Annotated in this window: 23 protein-coding genes; 15 read left to right on the forward strand and 8 right to left on the reverse strand. The window is 62.3% G+C overall.

Translation table 11 applies throughout. The annotated features are described in order from the left end of the window. Both VES88_11820 and rsgA read left to right on the forward strand, forming a co-directional pair. Positions 1–408 (forward strand): hypothetical protein, encoded by a 408-nt coding sequence (locus VES88_11820; protein ID HYN82184.1) that lies wholly within the window; start codon positions 1–3, stop codon positions 406–408. Continuing rightward, positions 405–1,385 carry a ribosome small subunit-dependent GTPase A gene (gene rsgA, locus VES88_11825; GenBank protein HYN82185.1) on the forward strand — a complete coding sequence of 327 codons (981 nt, stop codon included), beginning with the start codon at positions 405–407 and terminating at the stop codon, positions 1,383–1,385. Before VES88_11820 ends, rsgA begins: the two co-directional genes overlap by 4 nt. Positions 1,386–1,762: 377 nt before the next feature. Here the strand turns inward: rsgA and VES88_11830 are convergent, their stop codons facing one another. From VES88_11830 to VES88_11845, 4 genes are all read right to left on the reverse strand, one after another. Continuing rightward, complete coding sequence (locus tag VES88_11830) at positions 1,763–2,182, reverse strand: four helix bundle protein (GenBank protein HYN82186.1); 420 nt, start codon at positions 2,180–2,182, stop codon at positions 1,763–1,765. A 228-nt stretch (positions 2,183–2,410) separates the two neighbouring features. Next, the gene (locus tag VES88_11835; protein HYN82187.1) at positions 2,411–3,571 is read right to left on the reverse strand and encodes an alpha/beta hydrolase; all 1,161 of its coding nucleotides are present in this window, start codon (positions 3,569–3,571) and stop codon (positions 2,411–2,413) included. A 25-nt stretch (positions 3,572–3,596) separates the two neighbouring features. After that, positions 3,597–3,917 carry an OsmC family protein gene (locus tag VES88_11840; GenBank protein ID HYN82188.1) on the reverse strand — a complete coding sequence of 107 codons (321 nt, stop codon included), beginning with the start codon at positions 3,915–3,917 and terminating at the stop codon, positions 3,597–3,599. 161 nt (positions 3,918–4,078) lie between these two features. Then, the gene (locus VES88_11845) at positions 4,079–4,981 is read right to left on the reverse strand and encodes a sulfurtransferase (protein ID HYN82189.1); all 903 of its coding nucleotides are present in this window, start codon (positions 4,979–4,981) and stop codon (positions 4,079–4,081) included. Between the two features lie 85 nt (positions 4,982–5,066). Between VES88_11845 and VES88_11850 the strand changes: the two genes are divergently transcribed. The 10 genes from VES88_11850 (at position 5,067) to VES88_11895 (ending at position 11,734) form a co-directional block, all read left to right on the forward strand. Continuing rightward, the gene (locus VES88_11850; protein HYN82190.1) at positions 5,067–5,393 is read left to right on the forward strand and encodes a (2Fe-2S) ferredoxin domain-containing protein; all 327 of its coding nucleotides are present in this window, start codon (positions 5,067–5,069) and stop codon (positions 5,391–5,393) included. 41 nt (positions 5,394–5,434) lie between these two features. Then, entirely contained in the window at positions 5,435–5,785 is a 351-nt protein-coding gene (locus VES88_11855) for a (2Fe-2S) ferredoxin domain-containing protein (GenBank protein ID HYN82191.1), read from the forward strand. Between the two features lie 211 nt (positions 5,786–5,996). After that, positions 5,997–6,389 (forward strand): hypothetical protein, encoded by a 393-nt coding sequence (locus tag VES88_11860; GenBank protein HYN82192.1) that lies wholly within the window; start codon positions 5,997–5,999, stop codon positions 6,387–6,389. 87 nt (positions 6,390–6,476) lie between these two features. Then, a complete protein-coding gene (locus VES88_11865; GenBank protein HYN82193.1) occupies positions 6,477–6,812 on the forward strand; it encodes a hypothetical protein in 336 nt (111 codons plus the stop codon). A 46-nt stretch (positions 6,813–6,858) separates the two neighbouring features. Beyond that, a complete protein-coding gene (locus VES88_11870; GenBank protein ID HYN82194.1) occupies positions 6,859–7,821 on the forward strand; it encodes a TerC family protein in 963 nt (320 codons plus the stop codon). Between the two features lie 271 nt (positions 7,822–8,092). Further along, positions 8,093–9,127: a hypothetical protein gene (locus tag VES88_11875; protein ID HYN82195.1), complete on the forward strand. Its 1,035-nt coding sequence runs from the start codon at positions 8,093–8,095 to the stop codon at positions 9,125–9,127. A 70-nt stretch (positions 9,128–9,197) separates the two neighbouring features. Then, entirely contained in the window at positions 9,198–9,680 is a 483-nt protein-coding gene (locus VES88_11880; GenBank protein ID HYN82196.1) for a DUF4112 domain-containing protein, read from the forward strand. Between the two features lie 107 nt (positions 9,681–9,787). Then, positions 9,788–10,012 (forward strand): hypothetical protein, encoded by a 225-nt coding sequence (locus tag VES88_11885; GenBank protein HYN82197.1) that lies wholly within the window; start codon positions 9,788–9,790, stop codon positions 10,010–10,012. A 51-nt stretch (positions 10,013–10,063) separates the two neighbouring features. Beyond that, entirely contained in the window at positions 10,064–10,384 is a 321-nt protein-coding gene (locus VES88_11890; GenBank protein HYN82198.1) for an EthD family reductase, read from the forward strand. After that, the gene (locus VES88_11895; protein HYN82199.1) at positions 10,385–11,734 is read left to right on the forward strand and encodes a DEAD/DEAH box helicase; all 1,350 of its coding nucleotides are present in this window, start codon (positions 10,385–10,387) and stop codon (positions 11,732–11,734) included. Position 11,735: 1 nt separating this feature from the next. On the opposite strand, the gene VES88_11900 is transcribed toward VES88_11895, so the two are convergent. Next, on the reverse strand, positions 11,736–13,502 hold the full coding sequence (locus tag VES88_11900) for an OmpA family protein (protein HYN82200.1): 1,767 nt from the start codon (positions 13,500–13,502) through the stop codon (positions 11,736–11,738). Positions 13,503–13,704: 202 nt separating this feature from the next. Continuing rightward, entirely contained in the window at positions 13,705–15,825 is a 2,121-nt protein-coding gene (locus VES88_11905; GenBank protein HYN82201.1) for a dehydrogenase E1 component subunit alpha/beta, read from the reverse strand. A gap of 156 nt (positions 15,826–15,981) precedes the next feature. Between VES88_11905 and VES88_11910 the strand changes: the two genes are divergently transcribed. Together VES88_11910 and VES88_11915 are read left to right on the forward strand one after the other, a co-directional pair. Next, complete coding sequence (locus VES88_11910) at positions 15,982–16,422, forward strand: hypothetical protein (protein HYN82202.1); 441 nt, start codon at positions 15,982–15,984, stop codon at positions 16,420–16,422. 64 nt (positions 16,423–16,486) lie between these two features. Beyond that, entirely contained in the window at positions 16,487–17,047 is a 561-nt protein-coding gene (locus VES88_11915) for a Yip1 family protein (GenBank protein ID HYN82203.1), read from the forward strand. Positions 17,048–17,111: 64 nt separating this feature from the next. Here the strand turns inward: VES88_11915 and VES88_11920 are convergent, their stop codons facing one another. Continuing rightward, the gene (locus VES88_11920) at positions 17,112–19,043 is read right to left on the reverse strand and encodes an NAD+ synthase (GenBank protein ID HYN82204.1); all 1,932 of its coding nucleotides are present in this window, start codon (positions 19,041–19,043) and stop codon (positions 17,112–17,114) included. Between VES88_11920 and VES88_11925 the strand changes: the two genes are divergently transcribed. After that, positions 19,038–21,077 (forward strand): PBP1A family penicillin-binding protein, encoded by a 2,040-nt coding sequence (locus tag VES88_11925; protein ID HYN82205.1) that lies wholly within the window; start codon positions 19,038–19,040, stop codon positions 21,075–21,077. The two genes, VES88_11920 and VES88_11925, sit on opposite strands and share 6 nt — an antisense overlap. Positions 21,078–21,083: 6 nt before the next feature. Here VES88_11925 and lon read toward each other — a convergent pair whose 3' ends face one another. Continuing rightward, the gene (gene lon / locus VES88_11930; GenBank protein HYN82206.1) at positions 21,084–23,642 is read right to left on the reverse strand and encodes an endopeptidase La; all 2,559 of its coding nucleotides are present in this window, start codon (positions 23,640–23,642) and stop codon (positions 21,084–21,086) included. Positions 23,643–23,792 lie beyond the last annotated feature (150 nt).

Here is a 23,792-nt window from a genome sequence, read left to right on the forward strand (position 1 = left end):
ATGGGCCAGTTCCTTCCCGCCGATCATTCGCTTGGCGACGCCAACACCATTGGTGGTTACATGGCGGTACACGCCAGGCCCGCGGCGTTCGAGGGGAAGGATGGCGCGTCGTACAGCGTGGAGATTCTCGCCGACCAGACCGGCGAGAGCGAGAGACCATTCGCCGCGTACCTCCTCTTCGTGAAGTGGCGTGAAGGAGACCCCGTCGCTGCGGGGCATCTCGAGACCGATTATCTGGCGTACGGTACGACGGAAGCCGCGGCGCTCGCCGAGCTCGGGGCGATGAAGCTGAGCGAAGTGCGAAGCCTGCTCGATCTACTCATCGCAGAGCGGGCGGCAATCGAGTCGGATCGCACTCCTGATGACGTCAGGTGGTGGGATGCGATGCGCGGCGAAGGCGACGTGTGACCGGCGCTCCGAGACGATCGCGCGAGACCGGCGTCGTGATGAAAGGGACTGGGGGAATCTGGCAGGTCCGAACGGGCAAGGGCGAGACACTCGACGCCTCTCTTCGGGGGCGACTGAAGAAAGAACGGAACGACATCCTCAAGCTGGCTGTTGGCGACGATGTGGTCGTCGAGCGCGACGCCGATGCAAGCTGGGCGATCTCCGAGATTCTGCCGCGGCGGTCGCAGCTCGCGCGGCGGTTGCCCGGCGAAGGCCGCGGCGAGCGGATTGTCGCCGCGAACATAGACCAGGTCGTGGTGGTGTTCGCAGCCGCGAATCCCGAGCCTCACGTCCGGATGCTCGACCGGTTTCTCGTGATAGCCGAGGGAAACGATCTTCACGCGCGGGTGGTGATCAACAAGATCGAGCTGGTGAATCGTGCTGAAACGGAAAAGCGCTTCGCCGACTATGGCCGCGCTGGATATCCGGTTCACTTCACGAGCGTGAAGCAGGGCGTGGGACTCGACGAGCTTCACGACGCGCTCGCGGGACGAACGTCGGTGCTGAGCGGGCCTTCGGGCGTCGGAAAGTCGTCGCTGATGAACTCGATGTATCCCGGCTTGAATTTGCGGGTCGGTGAGATCAGCGAGTCGGTGAACAAGGGCCGGCATACGACCGTCGGCGCTGTCCTGCATCCGTTGCCCCACTCGGGGCACGTCGTCGATACGCCCGGCCTCCGCGAAGTAGGGATGTGGGGAATGCCGTCGGAGGACCTCGACAAGTGCTTCCCGGAGCTCAGGCCGTATGTCGGCAAGTGTCGCTTCAACGACTGCACGCACCTGGCTGAGCCGGGTTGTGCCGTTACGGCGGCGGTCGAGTCGGGCGAGGTTTCACGCGAGAGATTCGAGAGCTACGCGAAGCTCCGCGGAGAGCTGGGAGAATCGGAGAAGAAGCTGGTGGACTACAGTCAGACTGCCAGGACGAGGAAAAGACGCTAGCAGACCACTGCGGATGGACTGCGGAGGCCACCGGTCGTGCGATTGGGCTTCCACTGCCGATTATCCGATAACGCCTTGGCGCATTCTCCTCGGCAATGTGACCAATGCCGAGTGGACTCCCGCGGGGCGGAGGAAGTAAGATATGGGTATGGCGATCGCAATGCCGCGTTATACCGTCGACGACCTGAGATGTACATCCCACCTTCCGAGCGGGTGAAAATCTGGTAGCTGCGGAAGTGCACTGCGGACTGCGGTACTACACTGCGGACTGCGGACTAAACTGCGGACTGCGGTACTACTCTGCGGACTGCGGTACTACGCTGCGGACTGCGGACTAAGGATCAGTTACAAACTGCGGAAGCCGCCGGCGGCGAAGTTTAGGGCCTGGCGGCGGACCTCGGGCGGATCAAGCGATCGCGCTCTCGCGGGATGATTGCCAGGAGGAGCCGGCGGATCTCTTCGAGCGCTCGTGCCCGTGCCTTTACGATTTCATCGCCGAGGACGGCCACTGATGCGTCGTACCAAACCATGCTCTCGCGGGCGGAGCCTAGCGCATATTCGTAAAATCGGACGTGGTCGCGGCCTGAGCTACGCGAATAACCCTCCCCGAGATTGGCCCCAATCGAACCAACAGCAGCATAAAGCTGTCCCGCAACTTTTTCCGTGACACGATGATGTTTCAGCGTCTCGCAATCATTCCAGGCGAGCTGAATCAGCTCGGTGTAAAGCTGATACACTCTCATTCTCGACAGGGGATCCCGAATCCAATGTTCCGCCAGGCCGTCCGCATTTGCCATTATGCGGAAGGTATCGTCTTGACACAGGCTGGTCGGTTCGGAAACACGCCGAAGAAAGCGAAACCTCGCAGGCAGAACGAGGAAGCCGACCAGTTCCGCGGCCCGCAGTTTGATCCGCAGTCCGCAGCGTAGTACCGCAGTCCGCAGTTTAGTCCGTAGTCCGCAGTGTCGTAGTACCGCAGTCCGCAGCGCGCTTCCGCAGTCCGCAGTGCAGTACGCAATAAACTGTTACCGCATGACCTCCCCAAGAAAATTCTCAATCGCGTACGTACTCAACTGGCCGCATGGCCCGTTGAAGTTGTAATCGCACCCGTGCGTTGCCCACGGGAGCCGCAGAAGGAAGTGCGGCCGATTCGCGGCCGCCAGCTTCGCAGCGAGGCGCTCGCTCTGTCGCACCCACACGAGCTCGTCCTTTTCACCGTGTATCAGCAGTGTCGGCACCGTCGAGGCTGAAACGAAATTGATTGGAGACGCTGTCCGGTACGCCTCCGGCTTCGTGCGCGGATTCCCGGCGAGATACGCTTCAAGAATCTCCGTGCTGTTGAGAACCCGCGGATTCGAAGGATTCTCGTAGCCGAACACCTGGTCCGACGGAGCGTAGAGCGCGGCCGCTCCGCGAATTGCCGGATCCCTCGCCGTGTACGCCGCCAGGAGCGCGAGCTGCCCGCCGGCTGAGCGGCCAACGAGGGCTATTCTGCTCGCATCGACCCCAAAGCGGGCCGCATTCGATTTCAGGAACTGGATTGCGCTCCTTACGTCCTCGCTCGCAGCGGGATGGGGAAACTGGGGCGCAAAGCGATAGCTCACGGCCGCTACCGCGTAGCCATGCGCTGCGAGGTAGCGATTCAGCTCGCGGAGATCAGCCCGCGACCCGCCCCGCCATGATCCGCCGTGAATCATGACCACGAGCGGCAGAAGATCACCTGCTTGTCTCGTCGGCCGATAAAGATCGAGACCCAGCGGCTTTCCATTCCGCCGCACATAGGTCATTGTGTCGACGCGAACCGAAGGCGAGCGAACGCCAGTGAACAGCTCACGGTGTACGAACGGCGTTGTCCGCGCCGGCGCGTCCTGCGTCTGCCTCGGGTTCCTGCCTCCGAACGCGGAAATCAGCTGACCGGGAAGAGTTTCCGCGATCGGCGAAGCGCGGAGAAGCGGTGAGAGCGCCAGCGCAACGGCGATTAATGCGAGGACTGCGGAAAGCCTGCCCGGAAGGGTCTTCCACCATCCCGGCAAGAGGAGGATCAAGGCGGCGATCAGCGCCAGCACATGCCCCCACTCCGTGACGCCGATGGACAGCTGCCATCCCAGATAGGTCGGGGCAGGCAAAACAGCGAGCAGCGAGACAGCGAATAACACCAGCGCGAGGAGGAGCCGAACGTAGTTCACGGCCCGCACCCCGCCGATCGCAGGATCATTCCGACTCTGATGCCAGCTCTACCGTCCACTCAACCGGGACATCGGGACGCAGCGAATCCCTCACCGAGCAGTACTTCGTGACTGCAAGCTCCACCGCACGCTCGGCGTGCACTCGCTCAATACCCGTCCCTCCGATCCGGTAGGACATCATCACGTGCTCCAGACGGCGGGGAATCGTGTTCACTCTGTTCGCCACGACATCTATCTCGAGCGACTCCACTGGCGTTCTCCGTTTGGCCAGTATGTCGACCACGTCAACAGCGGTGCACGACGCCAGCGAAGCCAGCAGACCGTCCACCGGGCTTGGCCCGGTCATCCCGTCTCCGTCGAATCGCACGGCGGGTCGGCCAGGACGTCCGACGTCGAACTTGCGTTCGCTCACCCATTTCAGTTGGACTCGAGACGGCCTGCCCTTGGCAGCCGCCTCCTGGAGCCCCTCGGTTGAGGCGCGGAACCCGCCGGACGTTGGGGGGCCGGTCACTTTGGACCGCCCCTCTCGATCGGTGCACGAACGGCGTTGCCCCATTCCGTCCAGCTCCCATCATAGTTACGAACTTTCTCGTAGCCGAGGAGCTTCGTGAGAACGAACCAAGTATGTGACGATCGCTCACCGATGCGGCAGTAGGCGATGACGTCGTCGTTGGGCCGGAGCCCCTGCTCCTTCTCATAGATCGCGCGCAGCTCGAACGCGGATTTGAACGTTCCGTCGGGATTCGCCGCGCGAGCCCACGGGACACTCTTTGCTCCGACGATATGGCCGCCGCGGAGCGTTCCCTCCTGCGGATAGTCGGGCATGTGCGTTTTGGCCCCGCTGTACTCGTCGGGTGACCGAACGTCCACCAGCGGCTTGCCACGTTCCGAGTGCTCTCGAACCTGATGGAAGAATGCGCGAATCTCGTCGTCCGACCGCTGAGGCGCCTTGTAATCCGTGTTGTCGAACTTCGGCATTTCCGTTGTCATCGGACGCGTTTCCTGTTCCCACTTGATGCGGCCGCCGTCGAGCAGCTTCGCGTTGGTGAATCCGAAAAGCTGGAACACCCAGTACGCGTAAGCTGCCCACCAGTTGTTCTTGTCGCCGTAAAAGATGACGGTAGTGCTCTCGTCTATTCCTTTCGACCGGAGCAGCGTCTCGAACTGCTCCGACGAGACGTAGTCACGTAGAACGGGGTCGTTCAGGTCTTCGTGCCAGTCGACCTTCTGCGCGCCGGGAATGTGGCCGGTGTCGTAGAGAAGAACATCCTCGTCGCTTTCGATGATTCGGATGCCGGGATCGTCGAGGTGGGCGGCCAGCCACTCGGTGCTGACGAGTACTTCGGGGTGAGTGTATCCCTTCTGCGCGATGGACTGATCATCGTCCCGCGTCGGTGTCGTTACCGGCATGATGGCTCCTGTTATTGCGCGTATTCTCAAACAACGCTTGCCTTGCGCGACTGTCAACCGGAGCACGACTGCCTCATCTTACGCCATGGGCCAGTACCGTCATCACGTCTTTGTCTGCACGAGTGGAAAAACGTGCCCGCTCGCGAAGTCGGCTGAAGTGCATGCAACGCTCAAAAGGGAGGTGGCCGCAGCCGGAATTCGTGACGCGGTTCGCGTGAATCATTCCGGGTGCATGAGCCAATGCGGGCATGGGCCGATGGTTGTCGTCTACCCGGATGACATCTGGTACGCGGCGGTGGACGAAGCGGGCGCCCGCCGCATTGTCACAGAGCACCTCATCGGCGGGCGCGTTGTAACCGATTATCTCTACATCGCGCCGCCGGGCGATAACAAGCTGCCGGGCACGGAATGAAGCGACCGCGGACTGATTCGCGCGCTGGCTAGCTGGCCCACATGGCGATGGAAATCCGCGAGCCGGTCATGGAGCCGTATTCCCACCATGTTCTGGTATGTACCGGCAGCTTTTGCTCGCCCGAGCGACGCGGCCGCGCACTGTACGCGCACCTCGCCGAGCTCCTGGAGCGGGAGGATCTTCTCTTCGGGCCCACGCGCGTGAAGCGTGGCGAGACGCCGTGCCTCGGCGTCTGTGCAGGAGGGCCGATCGTGGTGGTTTATCCCGAAGGCGTATGGTACGGCAACGTCACATTCGACTTACTGGAGCGGATCGTAGTCGAGCATCTCAAGAACGGACGCGTCGTCCACGAAGCGGTATTCCATCGCCTCGCACCGATAAGAAAGGTCTAAACAGAGAAAGACAAGACAGGAGCCGGCAGAGGTGCAGGAAGCGGCTTGGAGGTGCGACCGCGAAGGACAGCGTCGGGTGAGGCCGCAGAAACCATCTATCCTGGTGTAGTCAGCTGCAACCTGGCGGCCGAAAATTCTGCCGGCTCCCAGCATGCTCTTCTCTGTTTACAGATTGATTTACAAATGATCATGCCGCTGGAACACACGTCGGATGGCATACCTCGTGCCTCTCAATGTCGTGTTCGGTACACATATTCTTGGAGGCAGCATGGCAGGAAAAAGGGAGCTCATCGAGCCGCACGAAGGTGACGAGCGGTACATGAGACGGGACGAATCGGGCCAGTTCACCGAGAGCGACGACATGAACCGGTCTCTCTCTCGCGACAACGATCGCGAAGCTCAGCACACGTCGGAACCGGGTCAGGGCGACAGGGGCGACAGGGGCGACAGGTCACAGAGCGATCAAGGCAGCTCTGGCGACACCAGCAGAAAGGGCAGTTCCAGCAGCTCCAGCAGCTCGCGTAAGTCGGGCAGCCCGCGCGGCGCTGCGGGCAGACGCAACAAGGGCGGCACGGGCGGCACGGGCAGCGGCGGCGGCCGATAATCACTTTCAGCAGCACCCACCAGCGGGCGAGAGACAGCATCTCTCGCCCGCTTCCGTTGCGAGCAGCCTTTACTTACTCTCCACGAAATGCCGAGCCCGTTCAATCCGCGCCGCCTCGCGTTTGGCGCGGCAAGAAGGTTCATCTTCGACAACCGCGACCCTGAGGCCGTACTCGAGCGGATGGCCGGCATTGATCGCTACGGCAACATCCTGCCGTCAACCTCATTACATCCCGAGACCCTCATGTCCCGACCACGTGACCGCATACTTGCGAACCTCGATGAGATGTACAGTGAGGCCTTCGAGCGCGCGAAAGCTGCCGACGACCAGTCGCAGATGGCGTCGCTCGATTTCGCTTACCGCCGCGAGCAGCTCTACTTCGAGATCCTCCTCGACGTCCGTGACGCGCTGGAGCGTCGCTGATCACACGCCTCCGCCGAAGCAGGACAACCCGTAGGGCGGCCAGGTCGTGAGCGAGACTGCGCTCTGGATCGCGTTCAACGCCGGGGTTCTTGCCGTTCTGGCTCTAGACCTCGGCGTCTTCAACAAGAAGGCCCACAAGATCTCAGTGAAGGAAGCCGCGATCTGGAGCGGCGTGTGGATCACGCTGTCTCTGGGGTTCGCCGGGGTCATCTACAGGATTCGTGGCAAGCAGGCGGCGCTCGAGTTCGTGACGGGCTACCTCATCGAGTACTCGCTCTCGATCGACAACATCTTCGTCATCGTCCTGATCTTCTCCTACTTCAGGATCGCGGAAAAGTACCAGCACCGCGTGCTGTTCTGGGGAATCATCGGCGCCCTCGTGATGCGCGGAGCGATGATCGCGATGGGTGCGCTGCTCATCCAGCGATTCCACTGGATACTTTACGTGTTCGGCGCATTTCTGGTCTTCACGGGGATCAGAATGGCCATGCAGGACGAGACGGACATCGAGCCTGAGTCAAATCCTGTTCTGCGCCTCGTACGCCGCCTTCTTCCGGTGACCCCCGATTTTCGGGGTCAGGACTTCTTCGTCCGCGAGGAGGTCCGGACCGTGAGCGGGTCCGGAGGCGCCCAGACCCGCCTCATGGCAACGCCCCTATTTATAGTATTGGTGCTGGTCGAAACAACCGACCTGATCTTTGCAGTTGACTCGATCCCGGCCATTTTCGCGATCACCCAGGACCCGCTCCTCGTCTATACCTCGAACGTCTGCGCGATCCTGGGGCTGCGGTCCCTGTTTTTCATGCTGGCGGGCGTGATCCATCGCTTCCATTACCTGAAGCTTGGCCTTGCCGTGGTGCTGACATTTGTGGGGGTAAAGATGCTCATAAGCAGCCAGTATGAGATTCCCATTGGAGCCTCGCTGCTGGTGATCGCGGGCATTCTCGGGCTGTCAGTGATAGCGTCGATTGCCTTTCCTCGCGACGCGCCACCGCCGAGAATCGGGTAGCGCAAGCTGGAAGCGGCAAGCGGCAAACGGGTAGCGGCCGACCTCTGGGCGGCTAGCGGGTAACGGCCAGCAGGTACGAGGTACGGGCACCGGGGAAACGGGAAACGGCAGCCCGGTAACGGTAATCCAGGTTTTTGGTAAGAAATCTTTCCCGGAGCCGGTCAGGGACTTATGTTTCCGGTCCGGAAAATCGACCGCTCCTGCACCCAAATACCCTTCGGTCCCAGTACCGCAGAACCACCGGCCTGTGCGCCGGAACAAGGAGAATCTGATGCTCAGTGTCTTCTCGCGACCGTCGCGCCTTGCCGTCCTTGCGGCGCTCCCAGTCCTTCTCGCCGCAAAGCCGCTCGCGGCACCGATGGCCGGTGGCACAACCTACGAGTTCATAGTCCGCTCGCAGATGGGCGATGCCAAGGAATCCGTCACGATGCGCGGCCGTGGAACCTTTGCCGGCAATGAGGGCCGCATCGAGATTGTCCAGGCTTCCACCGCCAGTGGCTCCGAGGTCTTCGGAGGGAAGGGCTCGTACTTCCTCGTGCTCGATGGCGGAAAGAAGATGCTCCTCGTCGATCCCAGCAATAAGCACTACATGGCGTGGGACATGGCCAGCATGCTCGCCGGCATGAGCAAGATCGTGAATGTTGTCGGCGGTCTCGTCAAAATGGAGATGTCCGACATCAGGATCGACGCGCAGAACCTGGGCGCCGGTGAGACGATTCAGGGATATCCGACGGTGCGTTACCGGATGATAGAGAACTATACGATGAGCGCGAAGCTCTTCGGAAAGAGCTCGAAGTCCCGCAGTGAAACGACCACCGACTACTACTTCGCTCCCGCGCTCAAGAATCTGGCGAACCCCTTCGTATCGAGCGGCAGGCAGATGGCACAATCGTTCGACATGTTCAACAATCCGGACTACAAGAGCCAGATGAACGCGGCGATGGCGAAGGTCCAGTTTGGCGTCCCGGTCAAGACCGTCGTGAAGACCGTCTCCACGGACGAGAAGGGAAAGCAGACGGTGAGCATCGTGACTAGCGAGATGGTCAACTTCAAGAACATCGATGTGCCGAAGTCGACGTTCGCGGTTCCCGCCGGCTACGCCATGGTCGAGATGCCGAAGCTCGACGCGAACATCGCGGCGGGTAAGACCGACGCGGACGGCAAGCCCGTCTCCGGTCCCGCGCTCAACGCCGACTCGATTACCGCAGCCGCGAAGCAAGGCGCTGCCGAGGCAGTGAAGGAAGGCGTGAAGGAAGGAGCGAAGGAAGCGACTGCCAAGAAATTGCGCGGCATCTTCAAGCGATAAATGCCGGAATTGCGTGAAACGCGGTAGCTTTCGGGCTACCGCGTTTTTCGTCTCAGGGAGGTAGCTGGCAGTGGCCCCCAAACTCACTGACGCCGATCGAGCGGCGAGCGTTCGGACGCTGGCTCGAATGCTCGACTCGGCCGTTCGAATACCAGGAACCGGCATTCGCGTGGGCGCCGATTCCGTTTTCGGACTCATCCCGGTTGTTGGCGATATCGCCGGCGCCGCTCTCTCGGGCTACATAGTGCTCGCGTCGGCCCGGCTTGGTGCACCGGCCTCGACGATTGTCCGAATGATGGTCAATATCGGTATCGACACGATTGTCGGTGCGGTGCCCATTCTGGGCGACTTGTTCGACATTGGCTGGCGCGCCAACACTCGAAACGTCGCGCTGCTGGACAGTCACATGGTGGGGTCGTCCCGGAGTCAACGGGCCAACCGCTGGGTCGTCGTCGCGGTCCTGCTCGCTCTCCTGCTTCTCGCAGTCGGCGCGGTCGCGCTGAGCGTCGCGGTGTTCCGCTTTCTGGCCGACCTCGCGATGTCGCCGAGCTGAGTGGTTTCGGTTATCAGCCCGGCAATGCCAACTCCCTATGAGAGCGCACAGCTCATTCTCAAATTGTTCGAGCTGCGTCGAGAGCCGGTGCTCCGCGAAGCACGACAGTGGTTTCTCGGGCTGCCAACAACGAGATCCTCGCGACCTTTGCGAAGATTCAACCATTTCTCGAGGAGCTTCGCTCGTTACGCGGTAATCCCAACCTGTGCCGGAACATGGAAAGCGTCGTGATGGGCGTGCCCGGCGCCGCGGAGCTGCTCGAGTTGCGCCGCAACCAGTTCCGCGCCGCCGCAAAGGCTCGTGAAGCGGCCGAGCTACAGCCTGCTTCCTGACGCCGGCACACACCATCGCGCTTCCTCTCAACCCATTACCCCGGACGGCGCATGTTCAAGACGATGTTTTTTCTCCACAGACGCATTGGGACGACCTTCGAAGAGTTCCAGCTCTACAGCAGGGACGTGCACGTGCCGATGGTTGGGGCGGTACCAGGGCTCGAGCGGTACGTGATCAACCATGCGGTCGCCAATCCGGCTGCCAATGCGGCCGCCTGCGATGCCGTCGCCGAGCTGTGGTTCGGCTCCGAGCAGGACTTCCAGGCGGCGCTCGTGTCCCCCGAAGGCATCGCCGTGCTCGGCGATCAGGCGAACTACCTGGACCTCGAGCGCACGCACGTGCTGATCATGGATGAAGCGGTGATCATCTGAGTGGCGTTCTCCGTTTTTCATCTCGACCGGAATCTCCTCAAGGGGATCAAGGAGCTCGGATTCACTCGACCCACTCCGATTCAGACCGACGCGATTCCGCCGGCGCTGGAAGGGCGGGACATTCTGGCGTGCGCTTCAACCGGAAGCGGTAAGACCGCCGCCTTTCTTCTTCCGATTCTGAACAGGCTGGTCACGAGGCCGCGGGGCAAGACGCGCGCACTGGTGCTCACGCCGACGCGCGAGCTCGCGGCGCAGATCGTCGAGCAGCTCAACGCGCTGGCTGTGCACACACCGGTGACGGCATGGCCGATTATCGGCGGCGTTGGAATGGGGCCGCAGGAGCACGCATTCCGCAGCGGGATGGATGTTCTCGTCGCGACGCCCGGCCGCCTCCTCGATCACCTCAGGTACCCGTACTCCAGGCTCGATTCGGTGGAGTACCTGGTTCTCGACGAGGCCGACCGCATGCTGGACATGGGCTTCCTTCCGGACATTACGCGGATTCTGAAGCACCTTCCTCCGAAGCGGCAAACACTCTTCTTCAGTGCTACGATACCGGGTCCTATCGCGCGGCTCGCCGGCCAGATGCTCAGGAATCCGGCGACGATCAATCTCCAGCGCGCTTCGGCGCCCGCGGTTGGGATAACTCAGGCGGTTTATCCGGTACCGCAGGAGCTCAAGGCCGCGCTTTTCCTTTCGCTATTGAAGCGTGGAGATCTGAAGCAGGCGCTTGTCTTCACCCGCACCAAGCATCGCGCCAACCGGCTCGCCGACAATCTCGTCAGGAACGGCATCGCGGCGGAGAGAATCCACGGAAATCGCTCTCAGGTGCAGCGCACCGCTGCGCTGGCGGGATTCAAGAGCGGCAGATACCCGGTGCTTGTCGCGACTGACATCGCCGCTCGCGGAATCGACGTGGAGGCGCTCGGTCACGTTGTGAATTTCGACGTGCCTCCTGCGGCGGACGATTACATCCACCGCGTTGGAAGAACCGGGCGCGCTGAAATGACCGGTGAAGCGTTCACATTCGTCGCGCCGGACGAGGAGGGCGATCTGCGGACCATCGAGCGTGCGCTTGGACGCCGTCTTCCGCGAGTCACCGTTCCGGAGTTCGACTACAATGCCCGTCCAGCGGGGCGACTGGAAATTCCCATCAGCGAGCGAATCGCCGGCATCCGTGCGCGGAAGAAAGAGGAACGGTCGAGAGCCGCGGCGAAAGCAGCCCGACGGGCGGGCCATAGCGGCAGCGAACGCGCTGGCCCTGCCGGCACCAAGCGTCGGGAAACTCGCGACGCAAAAAGCGCCGGCGGGCACGGGCCGAAGAGCCCGCGCCGCCGACGCAGCCGCTAGTCTAGATCTTCACGAGCTCGACGCGCCGGTTGTTCGAGCGACCTTCAGCGGTGTCGTTGCCGCCGACGGGTTTCGAATCACCGAATCCCTTTGACTCGAGCCGCCCGGCATTCACTCGGTACTCTTTCACAAGAGCAGTCTTCACTGCCGCTGCGCGCTTGTCGCTCAACGTGCGATTCGCGTCCTTCGCGCCAACATTATCGGTGTGACCTTCGATTCGCAGCTTCAGCTCCGGGTGCTGCTCGAGCATCGCCGCAATCAGCTTCAGTGTCGGCGTCGACTCCGGACGCAGCCTGTCGCTGCCCGTATCGAAGAGCAGTCCCTGCGTTGCGGTGTGACCGGCAGCCATGAGATCGTCATAGATGGACTTGCGGCTTTCGGCAACGCGGATTCGCCCGACGTAGGCGGGGTTCTCGTCGCTCCGTGCATCGATGACGAGATGCAGGACCTTCGATCTCTCGAAGTTGGCGTTGGGCACATTGGCCAGCCGCTTCTCGTCGAGATAGACCTTCACGTATTTGCCGTCGCCGAGGATGCGGAGCTGTGCCGGCTTCCCACGGTAACGGAGTCTGCTCGGCTCGTTGTTGGTGAGCTTGACCTCGCCGCCGCCACCGCCACGCAATGCTACTCCGTCGCTTCCCCAGCCGATTACCGACGTGCCTGCGTCATCGATGCGCCCTACGCTGCCGCGAAGATGAAAACCCGCTCCGTCGAGCGATGGCCGGTTGATGACGTCGATCTCGATGGTGAACCGCTGCGGCAGAACTTCCGGTAGCGGTATCGTGAGCTTGCTCTGGCTCGTCGCGCGCAAAGTGCGCCGGCCGCCGAGCTCGGCGACTTCCATGTTTCCTTCGACGAACTGAAGGCGCGTCGGGAAGTTGCCAACCTTATCCTCTGTAAAGTCGGCGTAATAGATCACTCTCTCGCCGGGAACGAAGTCATAATTGGTCCAGAGCACTGCGACCGGAGCGGCGGGTGCTGCGACCGGAGTCGCGGCGCCTGCCATCGCAGCCGGGCCGCCACTGCCGGCCATTCCCTGCATGATCTTCATCGCCGCCGCCATCTCGGCGCCGTTGCCCTGCATCATTTTCATCGCCGCCGCCATGTTGGCGCCGGACATTCCCGCGTCCTTCATCGCAGCCGCGGCTGCGGCGTTGGACAAGCCGTTCATTTGCATCATCTTCATCGCAGCGGCGGCGGTAGCTGCGTCCGATACTCCACTTCCGCCGCCGCCCTTGATCATTTTCATTGCTGCGGCTGTCGCTGCGGCGTTCGACAGTCCACCGCCGCCAATCGCGCCCATTGCACCGCGCGCAGCAGCGCCGGCTATTCCGCCTTGTCCCATCGCCTTTGCGGCCGCACCCGCCGCGGCAGTAGACGCAGCGCCGGTCGCCATCGCCGCAGCTGTACCGCCAACGCCCTGGCCCGAGAGCATACCCATGATGCCGCTGTTGGCGCATGGTCCCTGACCCGTCACGGCAGACGCAACTGCTGCTCCGGGCACGACGGTGCACGCAACACCAATTGCTGCGCCCTTCACGGCATCAGTGCCCGCAGCCTTCGCAGCAGCCTGCACGGTTTTGTTGCCGGCGACTGCCTTCGCCTTGTTCATGAGGCCGCCGAATCTCCCGGTTTTTTTGGGCTTGAGAGAATCGGGAACGACCGAGTCGGCTGGTGTTGCGGGGGCGGCTGGGGCCTGTGCTCCAGCGAGAGCGGCGACCGAGGCGACGAGCAGCATCGTCAACGGTGTGAGATGCATGCGCGACATGTAGGGCCTCGAGGGCTGCAATAAAAGTTTTGACTACGCGGATTGGAACATGTGGCGCGCCCGCGCTTATAGCAAGCAAATCACTTCTGCGTGGCTTTGAGAGGTGAGTCGCTTTCAGCCGGCCACTCAGCCGCTGCAGGGGGCACGAACTATGAGACCGGCAAGACCAGAGAGGGAATCAGGGGGTTAACGGCCGTGGGAGCTAGTACTTCGCGATCTCCCTGTAGGCCGTCTTGAAGTCCTCGACCTGCGGCAGGATCGCGTCCTCGAGCTGCGGCGCATAGCCCACGAACGTATCGGTTGACGCAACGCGGCCGACGGGAGCGTCGAGCCACGCAAAACATTCCTGGGCGATCGCGGCCGCGATCTCGGCGCCGTAGCCCCACGAGAGGGAGTCCTCGTAAGCCACTATGACGCGCGACGTCTTCTTCACCGACCCGAACACCGCCTGCTTGTCCCACGGGCTCAAAGTGCGGAGGTCGATTACCTCGACGGAAATTCCCTCGTCCGCCACTGCGTTAGCCGCCGTGAGCGCGCGCTGCAGCGTCGCGCCATAAGTCACGAGAGTCAGATCGGTTCCTTCGCGTACGATTTTCGCCTTGCCGAACGGAATCATGAAGTTCGGCCCGGGATTCGGGCTCTTGTTATAGGTCTGTCTATAGAGATGCTTGTGCTCGAGGAAGATCACGGGATCGTCGCAGCGGATTGCGGTGCGCAGGAGCCCGTTGGCGTCCAGCGCGGTCGCGGGACAAACCACTCTCAGTCCGGGACAGTGCGTGAACAATGTCGCGCCGGTCTGTGAGTGATAGATCGCGCCCCGGATATACCCGCCGTACGTCGTGCGCACGACGACAGCCGCTGAAAAGTTGTTGTTCGAGCGCCAGCGCATCGTCGCCAGCTCGTCGCGCAGCTGCATGTACGCGGGCCAGATGTAATCGAAGAACTGCACCTCGACTACCGGCTTGAACCCGCGGATCGCGAGACCGATCGCGCGTCCGACGATGTTGGCCTCTGCGAGCGGTGAGTTGTAGACGCGAGCGCCGCCGAATTCCTTCTGCAGTCCCCACGTCACCTTGAAGACGCCGCCTTTTCCCTTCACCTGGCCCAGGTACTTGTCGCGTGATACGTCGGCGACGTCCTGTCCGAAGACGAGAATCCTCTCGTCGCGGCGCATCTCGTCCTTCATGCATGTGTTCAGAAGGTCGACCATCGTAGTCGGCTCGCCGGTGAACTTCGGATCGTCCTCCGTATCGAACTGTTCTCCGGTCGGATCCACATCCGGTGAGTAGACACCGTAGTACACTGTGTCCGCGGCGGGCTGCGGTTGCGCGAGTGCGTCATCGGTTGCGGCGAGGACTATCGCGTCGACCTCTTCCTGGATCTGCTTGATCTGCTCGTCGGTCGCGTGTCCCTCTGCGACCAGCCATCTCGGAAATACGGTAACGGGATCGCGTGCTGCGTCTGCCTCCCGCTCCGCCGGAGGGCGGTACATCGTTTCGTCGTCGGAGAGTGAGTGCGAGTAGGGACGAATGACTTTCGCGTGAACGAGAGCCGCTCCCTTCCGCGCGCGCACGTGCGCGACCGCACGCGACATCACCTCGTGGCTCGCCAGCAGGTCGCACCCGTCGACTTCCTCGACGAGGAGGTTTGGAAAGGAGCGCACCAGGCGCGAGATGCTGCCGCCGGCGGTGTTGACTTCCACGGGAACGGAGATGGCGTAGCCGTTGTCTTCGACGAGATACAGAACCGGCAATGAGAGGTTCGTCGCCGTGTTCAGCGATTCCCAGAACTCGCCCTCGCTCGTCTGGCCTTCCCCTGTCGTTACGAGGACGATCTCGTCTTCCTTGAACCCTTCGCTGATCCCGATCAGCTTCGCGCGGAGAGTCGCTTCGCCAGAGCCAACAGCCTGCAGGAACTGGGTGCCAGTGGGAGACGACGCCGAAACGATATTGAGGTCCTTGTGGCCCCAGTGGCTCGGCATCTGCCGCCCGCCGGATGCCGGGTCCTTTGCCGCGCCGACTGCGGAGTAGAGCATCTCGGCTGGAGTCACACCAAGCATCAGGCACAGGGCGCGATCGCGATAATACGGGTAGAACCAGTCGTAACCCGGCTTCAAAATCATTCCGGCCGCCGTCAGAACTGCCTCGTGGCCGGCGCCCGAAATCTGGAAGAAGATCTTGTTCTGCCGTTTGAGCTGGACTTCCTTGTCGTCAATCCGCCGGGACAGGAGCATGTTCCGATAGGCCGCGACGAGCTCGGCCGAGCCGAGGCCGGCGGACGTTCGGGGGGATGTCTTTCGATCTGGAAGGGTCTTTGTGGCCATCTCTAGGGTCGGATTGCGTGGAATCGACGCTAATAATAGTAGCCGCAGCGGGGCGATGGCTACGACGCAGGGCCCTTGCCACGGCTCTCGGCTGCGTGGCCAGCAAATCGCGGTAGGACCGCCTGGTAAGTGTGAACTTTACGCGGGGAGCCGAACATGTTTAATCGAACGACCTGGGCCGCAGCCGCTCTATTCGCGGTCTTGACTGCGTGCAGTCAACGCGCCGTAACGCCGGCCGATTCTGCCACTGGAACGAATCCGCCGGGGTCGAACACCGGCGTGCCGGCAAATCAGCAGAGCGACTGGACAGCCATCGAGAAGATCGAGGCCGAGGCGAAGACGCTCGCAAAGACTGCCGGATGCACAGCGAGTGGCGATTGCAGAGCAGCGCCCGTCGGGTCGCGCGCCTGCGGGGGCCCGCGGTATTACCTGCCGTACTGCGCGAAGACCACCGACTCAGTCGCGCTCTTCCGCAAGCTCGACGAGGTCGCAAAGGCTGAGCAGGCGTACAACAGGAAGTACAACCTTGCGTCCACGTGTGAGTTCCGGATGCCGCCCACGGTGAACGCGGTCGGAGGATCGTGCGTGGCACAATAGCCCGGAAGCGTTACCTTCTCTGGCGAGTGTGACCCCAAGTCCCCAACCCTCGCCAGAGGACACAATGAATCTCGTCGCGCGCGCAAAGGCGATTCTGATGACGCCGAAGCAGGAGTGGCCCGTGATCGATGCGGAGCCGCTGAATGTCCGCGAGCTGTTGCTTGGTTATGTGCTTCCACTCGCCGCGATCGGGCCAATTGCACGGTTCATCGGCGTCTCGGTCTTTGGGCTCGGAGGAATTTTCCGGGTCCCGGTCGGAACTGCGCTTTCACAGGCGATAGTCGCGTTCGTTCTCGCCGTGATCAGTGTGTTCGTGCTCGCCTGGGTGATCAACGCCCTGGCGCCGCAGTTCGGCGCCACGCAGGACATGAATCAGGCAATCAAGCTCTCGGCCTACAGTGCAACCGCCGGATGGGTAGCGGGAATCTTCTATATCATCCCGGCACTGTGGATTCTTGCCCTGATTGGCGGACTCTACAGCCTGTATCTCTTCTGGCTCGGGCTACCGGTGATGATGAAGGTTCCTGCTGAAAAGGCGGTGCCCTACATCGTCGTAATCGTGATCGCGACGATTGTTTTCTACTGGATCACGGCGTTTATCGCTGGGCGAATGATGTACATGTAAGACCCGCAAATGCGAAGCACTGCTCGTGCGCAGCAGCCGCCACAACATTCCCGCCTTTAGTCGCCTAGAAGTCCACCGGTCTGAGGTAGGACTCGCCGATCGCGCTATGGCTGAGCATGGCGACGGTGGGCAGCTTTCGCTTCCAGTGTGTTCCCGCCAGTCGCCCGCGCACGAGCTCTACTTCCTCGCGGCTGAACCCGTGCGCCTCGATCTCGCTAGGCCCATACCCATGCACGAGCCAGTTGAGGATCTCGTCCGCCCGTGCGTAGGTGATCCCGAAATCCTCTTCGTCAGTCTGGCCCTCGATGAGATCAGCCGACGCGGGCTTCGACACGATCACGTCGGGTACTCCCAGGTGCCTCGCGAGCGCCCACACCTGTGTCTTGAACAGATCACCCAGCGGATTGATCGGCGGTGAGTCGTCGGCATGCCAGGTGAAGTACCCCAGAAGGCGCTCGGTCTTGTTGCCAGTCCCTATGGGCAACCCGCGATATTTTGCGGCGAGGTCGAACAGCGCGATCATCCGCGTCCGCGCCATCACATTGCCTCGCCGGGCGGGATCGGCGTCAGGCTCGCTCGCGAGATAACCGTCCACGGCCGCCGAGATGTCGACAGTTCGCGTTTCGATTCCGAGCGAGTCAATCACCAGCTGAGCATGCTCGAGGGAATCCTGACTGGAGGTGCGGTAGGGAAGTCGTACTCCAATGACGTTCGATGCGCCGAGCGCGCGGGCCGCGAGAAACGCGGTTACAGCTGAATCGACTCCGCCGGAGATTCCAATCACACACTTATCGAAGCGCCGCAGGCGGAATTCTTCTCTCAGAAAAGTTGTGAGCCAATCAGCCGTGAGCGCGGGATCGATGTCCAGCGATGGCGGGCCGATGATGCTCGGCGGCGCCGCGATAACCTCGACACTCCTATCACTTTTCATCCGCGACGATTCTGCCCGCTGACGCGACGTCGCCTCTACGGATTCGCCGTCGGAGCTGCCGGCGATTTCCGCCTCCATCTCACGTTTTGCTGTTGGAGAGCCTGTCCCTTCCAGCACCGGCTCGCTTCCGTTCCTCGAGGCGGGATCGTAGTCCACAGGCACCGGCTCGCTACGCTGGATTTTTCCAATCGTCCTTACCATGTGCGGAAGCATCGTTTGCAGATCGGTGAGCAGCGGCAGCTCCACGCGCGCTCGCGTGAGATCCGAGGTGTCGAGAGTAGCGATGATGATCGCCTCTTCCCAGAGCGGCGCGCGCAGCTTCACGTCGCCCTTCGGACCGGCCACCATCGAGCCACCGGCGAACGTCTTTCCACCCTCGGTACCTACGAGCTGCACGAGCGCTACAAAAACGCCGTGCTCCGAAGCGATGTCACGCGCGAGCCGCTCCCAGCGCTCGAGTGTGCTCGGGCCCGGCCTATCGTCGGTGCGCGGAACGACGCCACGCGCGGGCGAAGCCGACGCGATGAAGATCACCTGAGCGCCGTCGAGCGCCGCTATCGTGCCCGACAAGCTGTGCCACGCATCCTCGCAGACAAGCATCGCCGCGCGACCCCACGAGGTGTCGAACGCGCGAATCTCGAATCCGCGATCCACGAACCGCTCCTCGTCGAACAGCCCGTACGTCGGAAGAAAAACCTTGCGGTGGATGTGACGCACGACGGGAGCGTCGCCTCCCAGCGTCACATAGAGAGCGCTATTATAGATTGAGTTGTTCCAAACTTCGTAGAAGCCGAGCCCGACATCCATTGGAGCGAGAGACGGAACCGCAGCGCGGTACTGGTCGTCGAGATCGCGGACGAGCGTTCCGGCGGTTACCGCGTGGTCGCGCACGCCGCCCTCGAGGAAATAGCCGCTCACCGCGGTCTCGGGGAGGAACGCGACCTGAGGCCGCGGGTTAAGAGCATCGAGCTGCGCGAAAATCTCGCCCAGATGCGCGAGATTCCCGGCGTAGTCTCCCTTGCGCGGCTTGAACTGCACGATTGCCAGATGGACTGACTGATGCATTACACTGAAGTTGCCATGCCCACTCGGCGCGGGCAACGGGCGCTCTTGCTGGCGGTCGTTGTGCTCGCTCTCGCGCCTGCTACGTCGCCCGCCCAGTCTCGCGGAACCGAGGCGTGGCGCATCATCCAGCCTCCTCAGTCGTCGCAGATTCTCGCACGAGACGGCTCGCTGATCGCCGAAATCGGCACTGAGCTTCGCACCAGCGTCTCATTGCGAACGCTGCCGCGCTACGTCCCGCAGGCGTTCATTGCCGTCGAGGACCGCCGCTTCTACCAGCACGACGGTGTGGACGTGATAGGAATCGCCGGAGCGATCAAAGGCAGGATCCTCGGTGAGCAGAGAGGCGGAGCGAGCACCATCACGCAGCAGCTCGTCGGCAACATGCATCCCGACCTCGTGGACCGGCGGGAGCAGACTCTGGCCCGCAAGCTCCGTGAGCAGCAGGCCGCCCGCGAGATGGAGAAGCACTACACGAAAGCTCAGATACTCGAGGCGTATCTCAACCAGATCAATTTCGCGCACGGCTGGTACGGCATCGAGACCGCAGCGCGGCACTACTTCGGGAAGAGCGCAGCGCAGCTTTCACTCGCCGAGGCCGCCACGCTCGCAGCGATGCCGAAAGCTCCGGAGAATTACGAGCCGGTGAAATTCCCTGCGAGAGCAAGAGAGCGCCGCAACACCGTTCTCGCGCTGATGCAGCAGCAGGGATACATCACGCGCGCGCAGGCACAAGCGGCACAGGCGAGCAGAGTCGTTACCGTCCCGAACTATGGAGTCTCTATTGCGGCGCCGTATTTCGTCGACGTCGTGAAAGTCCAGGCGCGGCGTGCCGGAGTGCCGATCGCAAATGGCGGTTACCGCGTCTACACGACGCTCGACCCCGTGCTACAGCACGCGGCGGCGCTTTCCCTCACTGAAGGCACGGCAGAGGTAGAAGCAAGATCCGGGTACCGTCATGCAGCGATGGGAAACGGCAACGGCGATTACCTGCAGGGACTGGTAGTGGCGATAGATCCTGCCACGGGCGATGTCCGCGCGCTCGTCGGCGGACGCGATTACAGGACGTCGCAGTTCGACCGCGCCGTGGACGGCATGCGGCAGCCGGGCTCCTCATTCAAGCCGATCGTCTACGCCGCCGCTATCGCCGGCAGCATTGCTCCGAACGCAATCGTCGGCGACACGGCAATCGCCATCCCGCTTCCGAACGGGACCATCTACCGGCCGGACAATTCCGATCACGAGTACCTGGGCGACATCACGCTCCGCGAAGCACTCGCCAAATCCAGGAACGTAGTTGCAGTTCAGCTCGGCCAGACGCTCGGCATGGACTCGGTGATCGCGCTCGCCCGCCGGATGGGGATTACGTCGCCGATCGCTCCGTATCCGTCGAGTGCCATTGGCGCGTCAGTGGTTCAGCCGCTCGATCTCGTCGCCGCGTACACGACTTTCGCGAACCTCGGGACGCCGGTCGAGCCGCGCTTCATCAATCGCATCGAAGATCGGAGTGGCAAGACCGTCCTGAGCCCGCCCGTGCGAGTGCTTGCGCCTGCACTCGATCAAGGCGCGGCGTTTGTCGTGCGGGACATGATGCGTGACGTCGTCGAGCGCGGGACGGCGACGTCCATTCGTCGTTATCTGCCGGCGAGCATTCCCGTAGCCGGCAAGACAGGTACGACGAATGACAACACCGACGTGTGGTTCGTCGGGCTCACACCGGACATCGTTGCGGGAGTATGGCTCGGGTTCGACAAGCCGAAGACAATCACGGCCGGCGCAGCGGGCGGCTCGCTCGCCGCACCGATCTGGGGAAAAATGTTGTCGCGATACTACGCTCTCACGAAGCGGCCGGCCGATTCGTGGACCGTTCCCCCTGGCGTCACACCGGGCGAGCTGGACCGCGTGACCGGTGAGCTGGCGAACGAGGAGACTCCGCCCGATCGCGTTTACACCGAGTACTTCATTGAGGGAACGGAGCCGATTCCGTTGCGGCCCGAGCTGTTCAAGATCTTTCAGTCGGGGCCCATCATCAGGTAACGGGTCTCAGGCTGCGCCGGCGATCTCGAGTGGCTTGACCGGCGCAACAGCTTCCGCCGGCACAAGAGCAACCTCGAGCACCTCTCGCAGCGTCTCCACCGGATGGAAGCTGAGAACGTTCCTCACTTCCTCCGGCACGTCCTCGATATCCGCCTCGTTCGCCTTCGGGATGATGATCGTCTTGATGCCGGCCCGGTGTGCCCCGAGCACTTTCTCCTTCAATCCGCCAATCGGCAGCACGCGACCGCGAAGCGTGATCTCTCCTGTCATCGCGACGTCTCCGCGCACGGGACGCTCGGACATCTCTGACACAAGCGCCGTCGCGATTGCAATTCCCGCCGATGGACCATCCTTTGGAATGGCACCAGCCGGCACGTGAATGTGCGCCTCGATTGCGCCGAGCCGGTCCTTTGGAATTCCCAGAACGGACGCGTTGTTCGTTGCATACGTGAACGCAGCGCGGGCCGATTCCTTCATCACGTCACCGAGCTGGCCGGTGAGAATCAGTGACACGGCGCCGCCGGGGCCCATCTGCTCGTTGTCGGTTGCGTGGTTGCCGTAGTACCGTCGTATTGACGCCTCGACGAACATGATGTCGCCACCCATCGGCGTGTAGTACATGCCGGTTGCAATTCCCACCTCCGGCTCCTGCTGTGCTCGCTCGGGATGGACCTTCGGCCGGCCGAGGAGCTCACGCACCTCGTCGGCAGTGATCGTCTCATCTACGATCGCTCCAGTCTCACCGCCTGCAATTTTGCGCGCCATCTTCCGCGCCACGGCGCCGAGCTGACGCTCGAGCTGCCGAACGCCGCTCTCGCGCGTGTAGTTCGAGACTACGCTCATCACCGCTTCGTCGGTGAAAGCTATGCCCTTGCCCGCGAGCCCCGACTCCTCGAGCTGGCGTGGAATCAGATACTTCTTCGCGATCTCAGCCTTCTCTTTTTCCGTGTATCCGGCGAAGTCGACCACTTCCATGCGGTCGAGCAACGGACCGGGAATGTTCTGGACAAAGTTGCCGGTCGCGATGAAGAGAACCTCGCTCAGGTCGAATGGCACGCCGAGGTAATGATCGGTGAACGTGTCGTTCTGCGCGGGATCGAGAACTTCGAGCAGCGCGGACGAAGGATCGCCCTGGAACGAGACGCCGAGCTTGTCGACTTCGTCGAGCAGGAATACCGGATTCTTCGTCCCCGCCTGCTTCATTCCCTGAATGATGCGGCCCGGCATCGCACCGACATAGGTCCGCCGGTGGCCACGGATGTCCGCCTCGTCACGTGCGCCGCCGAGCGAGACGCGGACGTACTCGCGTCCCAGCGCGCGGGCGATGGACTTGGCGATCGAGGTCTTTCCGACTCCCGGGGGTCCGATGAAGATAAGAATCGGCCCCTTCGCCATTGCCCGGGCCTTCGCTTCCTTCTTGTCGGTGATGGTCCGGTCCTCATCGTCGCCGATGGCGAGCGACGGCGTCGCTTCGTCTTTCTCGGGGCGAAGCTTTGACACCGGAAGCTCTCCCTGACTCTCGACCTCCTCGGCGAGCTGCTGCGCACGAAGCTGGCGCACCGCCAGGAATTCGAGCACGCGATCCTTCACGTCCGTGAGCCCGTAGTGGTCTTCGTCGAGCACCTGGGCCGCGTGATTGAGATCGAGCTGATCGTCCGATCGGTTGTTCCACGGCAGCTCGGAGATCCACTCGAGATACGTGCGGATGACCTGCGCTTCCATGGACTCCCGTCCCGCGCGCTCGAGCCGGCCCAGCTCGCGCTCCACCTCGGCGCGCGCCTCCTTCGGCAGATCGAGCGCGTTCAGCTTGTCACGAAGATCGGTGAGCTCTTTCGACTGGTCGTCGTCGCCGAGCTCCTTTTGAATCGCCTTCATCTGCTCCCGGAGGTACATCTCGCGCTGTCGCTCCCCGAGCTCTTCCTGTACCTGCGATTTGATTTCTTCCTGCGCCTCGAGCAGCCCGACCTGCCGCTGGACGTGGACGAGCACGCGCCGCAGGCGCTCCTCGACGCTAAGCGTCTCCAGCAATCCCTGCTTTTCCGGAACCGGCAGCTCTATGTAGCCGGCGACCAGATCGGCGAACTTACCCGGCTCGGTGACTGCATCGAGCACCTGATGGACGACTTCCTCGGGAAGCCCGCGGCGTTCGCCCAGCTCTGCGGCTCGCTCACGGGTCTCCTTCTGCAGAGCTGTGAATGCCGGATCGTTCTCGTCCACCGGATTCATCTCTTCCGCGGGCACGACGACGGCGGACAGATAGCCCTCGGTTGTCGAGTACTGCAATGCGGTCGCCCGCTGCTCACCCTGCAGCAGGAGCTGCACACCGCCAAGGCCGCGCTGGATCTGTCCGATGCGCGCAACGACGCCCATCGAGTAGAGAATGTCGGCGCTGGGCTCATCGGTGTTGTCGCGCTGGGCGACGGCGAAAACGAGCCTGTCACCCTTGAGCGCGGACTCGATTGCGCGAAGAGTGCCCGGGCGTCCGGCGGCGATAGGCGCCGTCAGCCCAGGGAAGATTACTGTTCCGCGAAGTGGCAGAACTGGTATAGTTTGACGCTGTCCCATGAATTCTTCCGTAGTGATAAACGAGTACTACTATTAGGGACGCCGTATACTGCATCTTTCGAGCGAAAGAATTACGCCAGGGGGGCATGATTCGCAAATGATGTCTGCCTGGATGACTCCCGTGTTATGCCATTAAGACCCGACGACGAG

The sequence above is a fragment of the Gemmatimonadaceae bacterium genome, from assembly GCA_035633115.1.
Lineage (GTDB): Bacteria > Gemmatimonadota > Gemmatimonadetes > Gemmatimonadales > Gemmatimonadaceae > UBA4720.

Bases quoted from the DNA above. Each gene is read 5' to 3' on its own strand.
- VES88_11820 (HYN82184.1), top strand. From the start codon at position 1: ATGGGCCAGTTCCTTCCCGCCGATCATTCGCTTGGCGACGCCAACACC.
- VES88_11830 (HYN82186.1), bottom strand. From the start codon at position 2,182: ATGGCAAATGCGGACGGCCTGGCGGAACATTGGATTCGGGATCCCCTG.
- VES88_11840 (HYN82188.1), bottom strand. From the start codon at position 3,917: ATGACCGGGCCAAGCCCGGTGGACGGTCTGCTGGCTTCGCTGGCGTCG.
- VES88_11845 (HYN82189.1), bottom strand. From the start codon at position 4,981: ATGCCGGTAACGACACCGACGCGGGACGATGATCAGTCCATCGCGCAG.
- VES88_11850 (HYN82190.1), top strand. From the start codon at position 5,067: ATGGGCCAGTACCGTCATCACGTCTTTGTCTGCACGAGTGGAAAAACG.
- VES88_11855 (HYN82191.1), top strand. From the start codon at position 5,435: ATGGCGATGGAAATCCGCGAGCCGGTCATGGAGCCGTATTCCCACCAT.
- VES88_11860 (HYN82192.1), top strand. From the start codon at position 5,997: ATGGCATACCTCGTGCCTCTCAATGTCGTGTTCGGTACACATATTCTT.
- VES88_11865 (HYN82193.1), top strand. From the start codon at position 6,477: ATGCCGAGCCCGTTCAATCCGCGCCGCCTCGCGTTTGGCGCGGCAAGA.
- VES88_11875 (HYN82195.1), top strand. From the start codon at position 8,093: ATGCTCAGTGTCTTCTCGCGACCGTCGCGCCTTGCCGTCCTTGCGGCG.
- VES88_11890 (HYN82198.1), top strand. From the start codon at position 10,064: ATGTTCAAGACGATGTTTTTTCTCCACAGACGCATTGGGACGACCTTC.
- VES88_11900 (HYN82200.1), bottom strand. From the start codon at position 13,502: ATGTCGCGCATGCATCTCACACCGTTGACGATGCTGCTCGTCGCCTCG.
- VES88_11905 (HYN82201.1), bottom strand. From the start codon at position 15,825: ATGGCCACAAAGACCCTTCCAGATCGAAAGACATCCCCCCGAACGTCC.
- VES88_11910 (HYN82202.1), top strand. From the start codon at position 15,982: ATGTTTAATCGAACGACCTGGGCCGCAGCCGCTCTATTCGCGGTCTTG.
- VES88_11915 (HYN82203.1), top strand. From the start codon at position 16,487: ATGAATCTCGTCGCGCGCGCAAAGGCGATTCTGATGACGCCGAAGCAG.
- VES88_11925 (HYN82205.1), top strand. From the start codon at position 19,038: ATGCATTACACTGAAGTTGCCATGCCCACTCGGCGCGGGCAACGGGCG.
- VES88_11920 (HYN82204.1), bottom strand. From the start codon at position 19,043: ATGCATCAGTCAGTCCATCTGGCAATCGTGCAGTTCAAGCCGCGCAAG.
- lon (HYN82206.1), bottom strand. From the start codon at position 23,642: ATGGGACAGCGTCAAACTATACCAGTTCTGCCACTTCGCGGAACAGTA.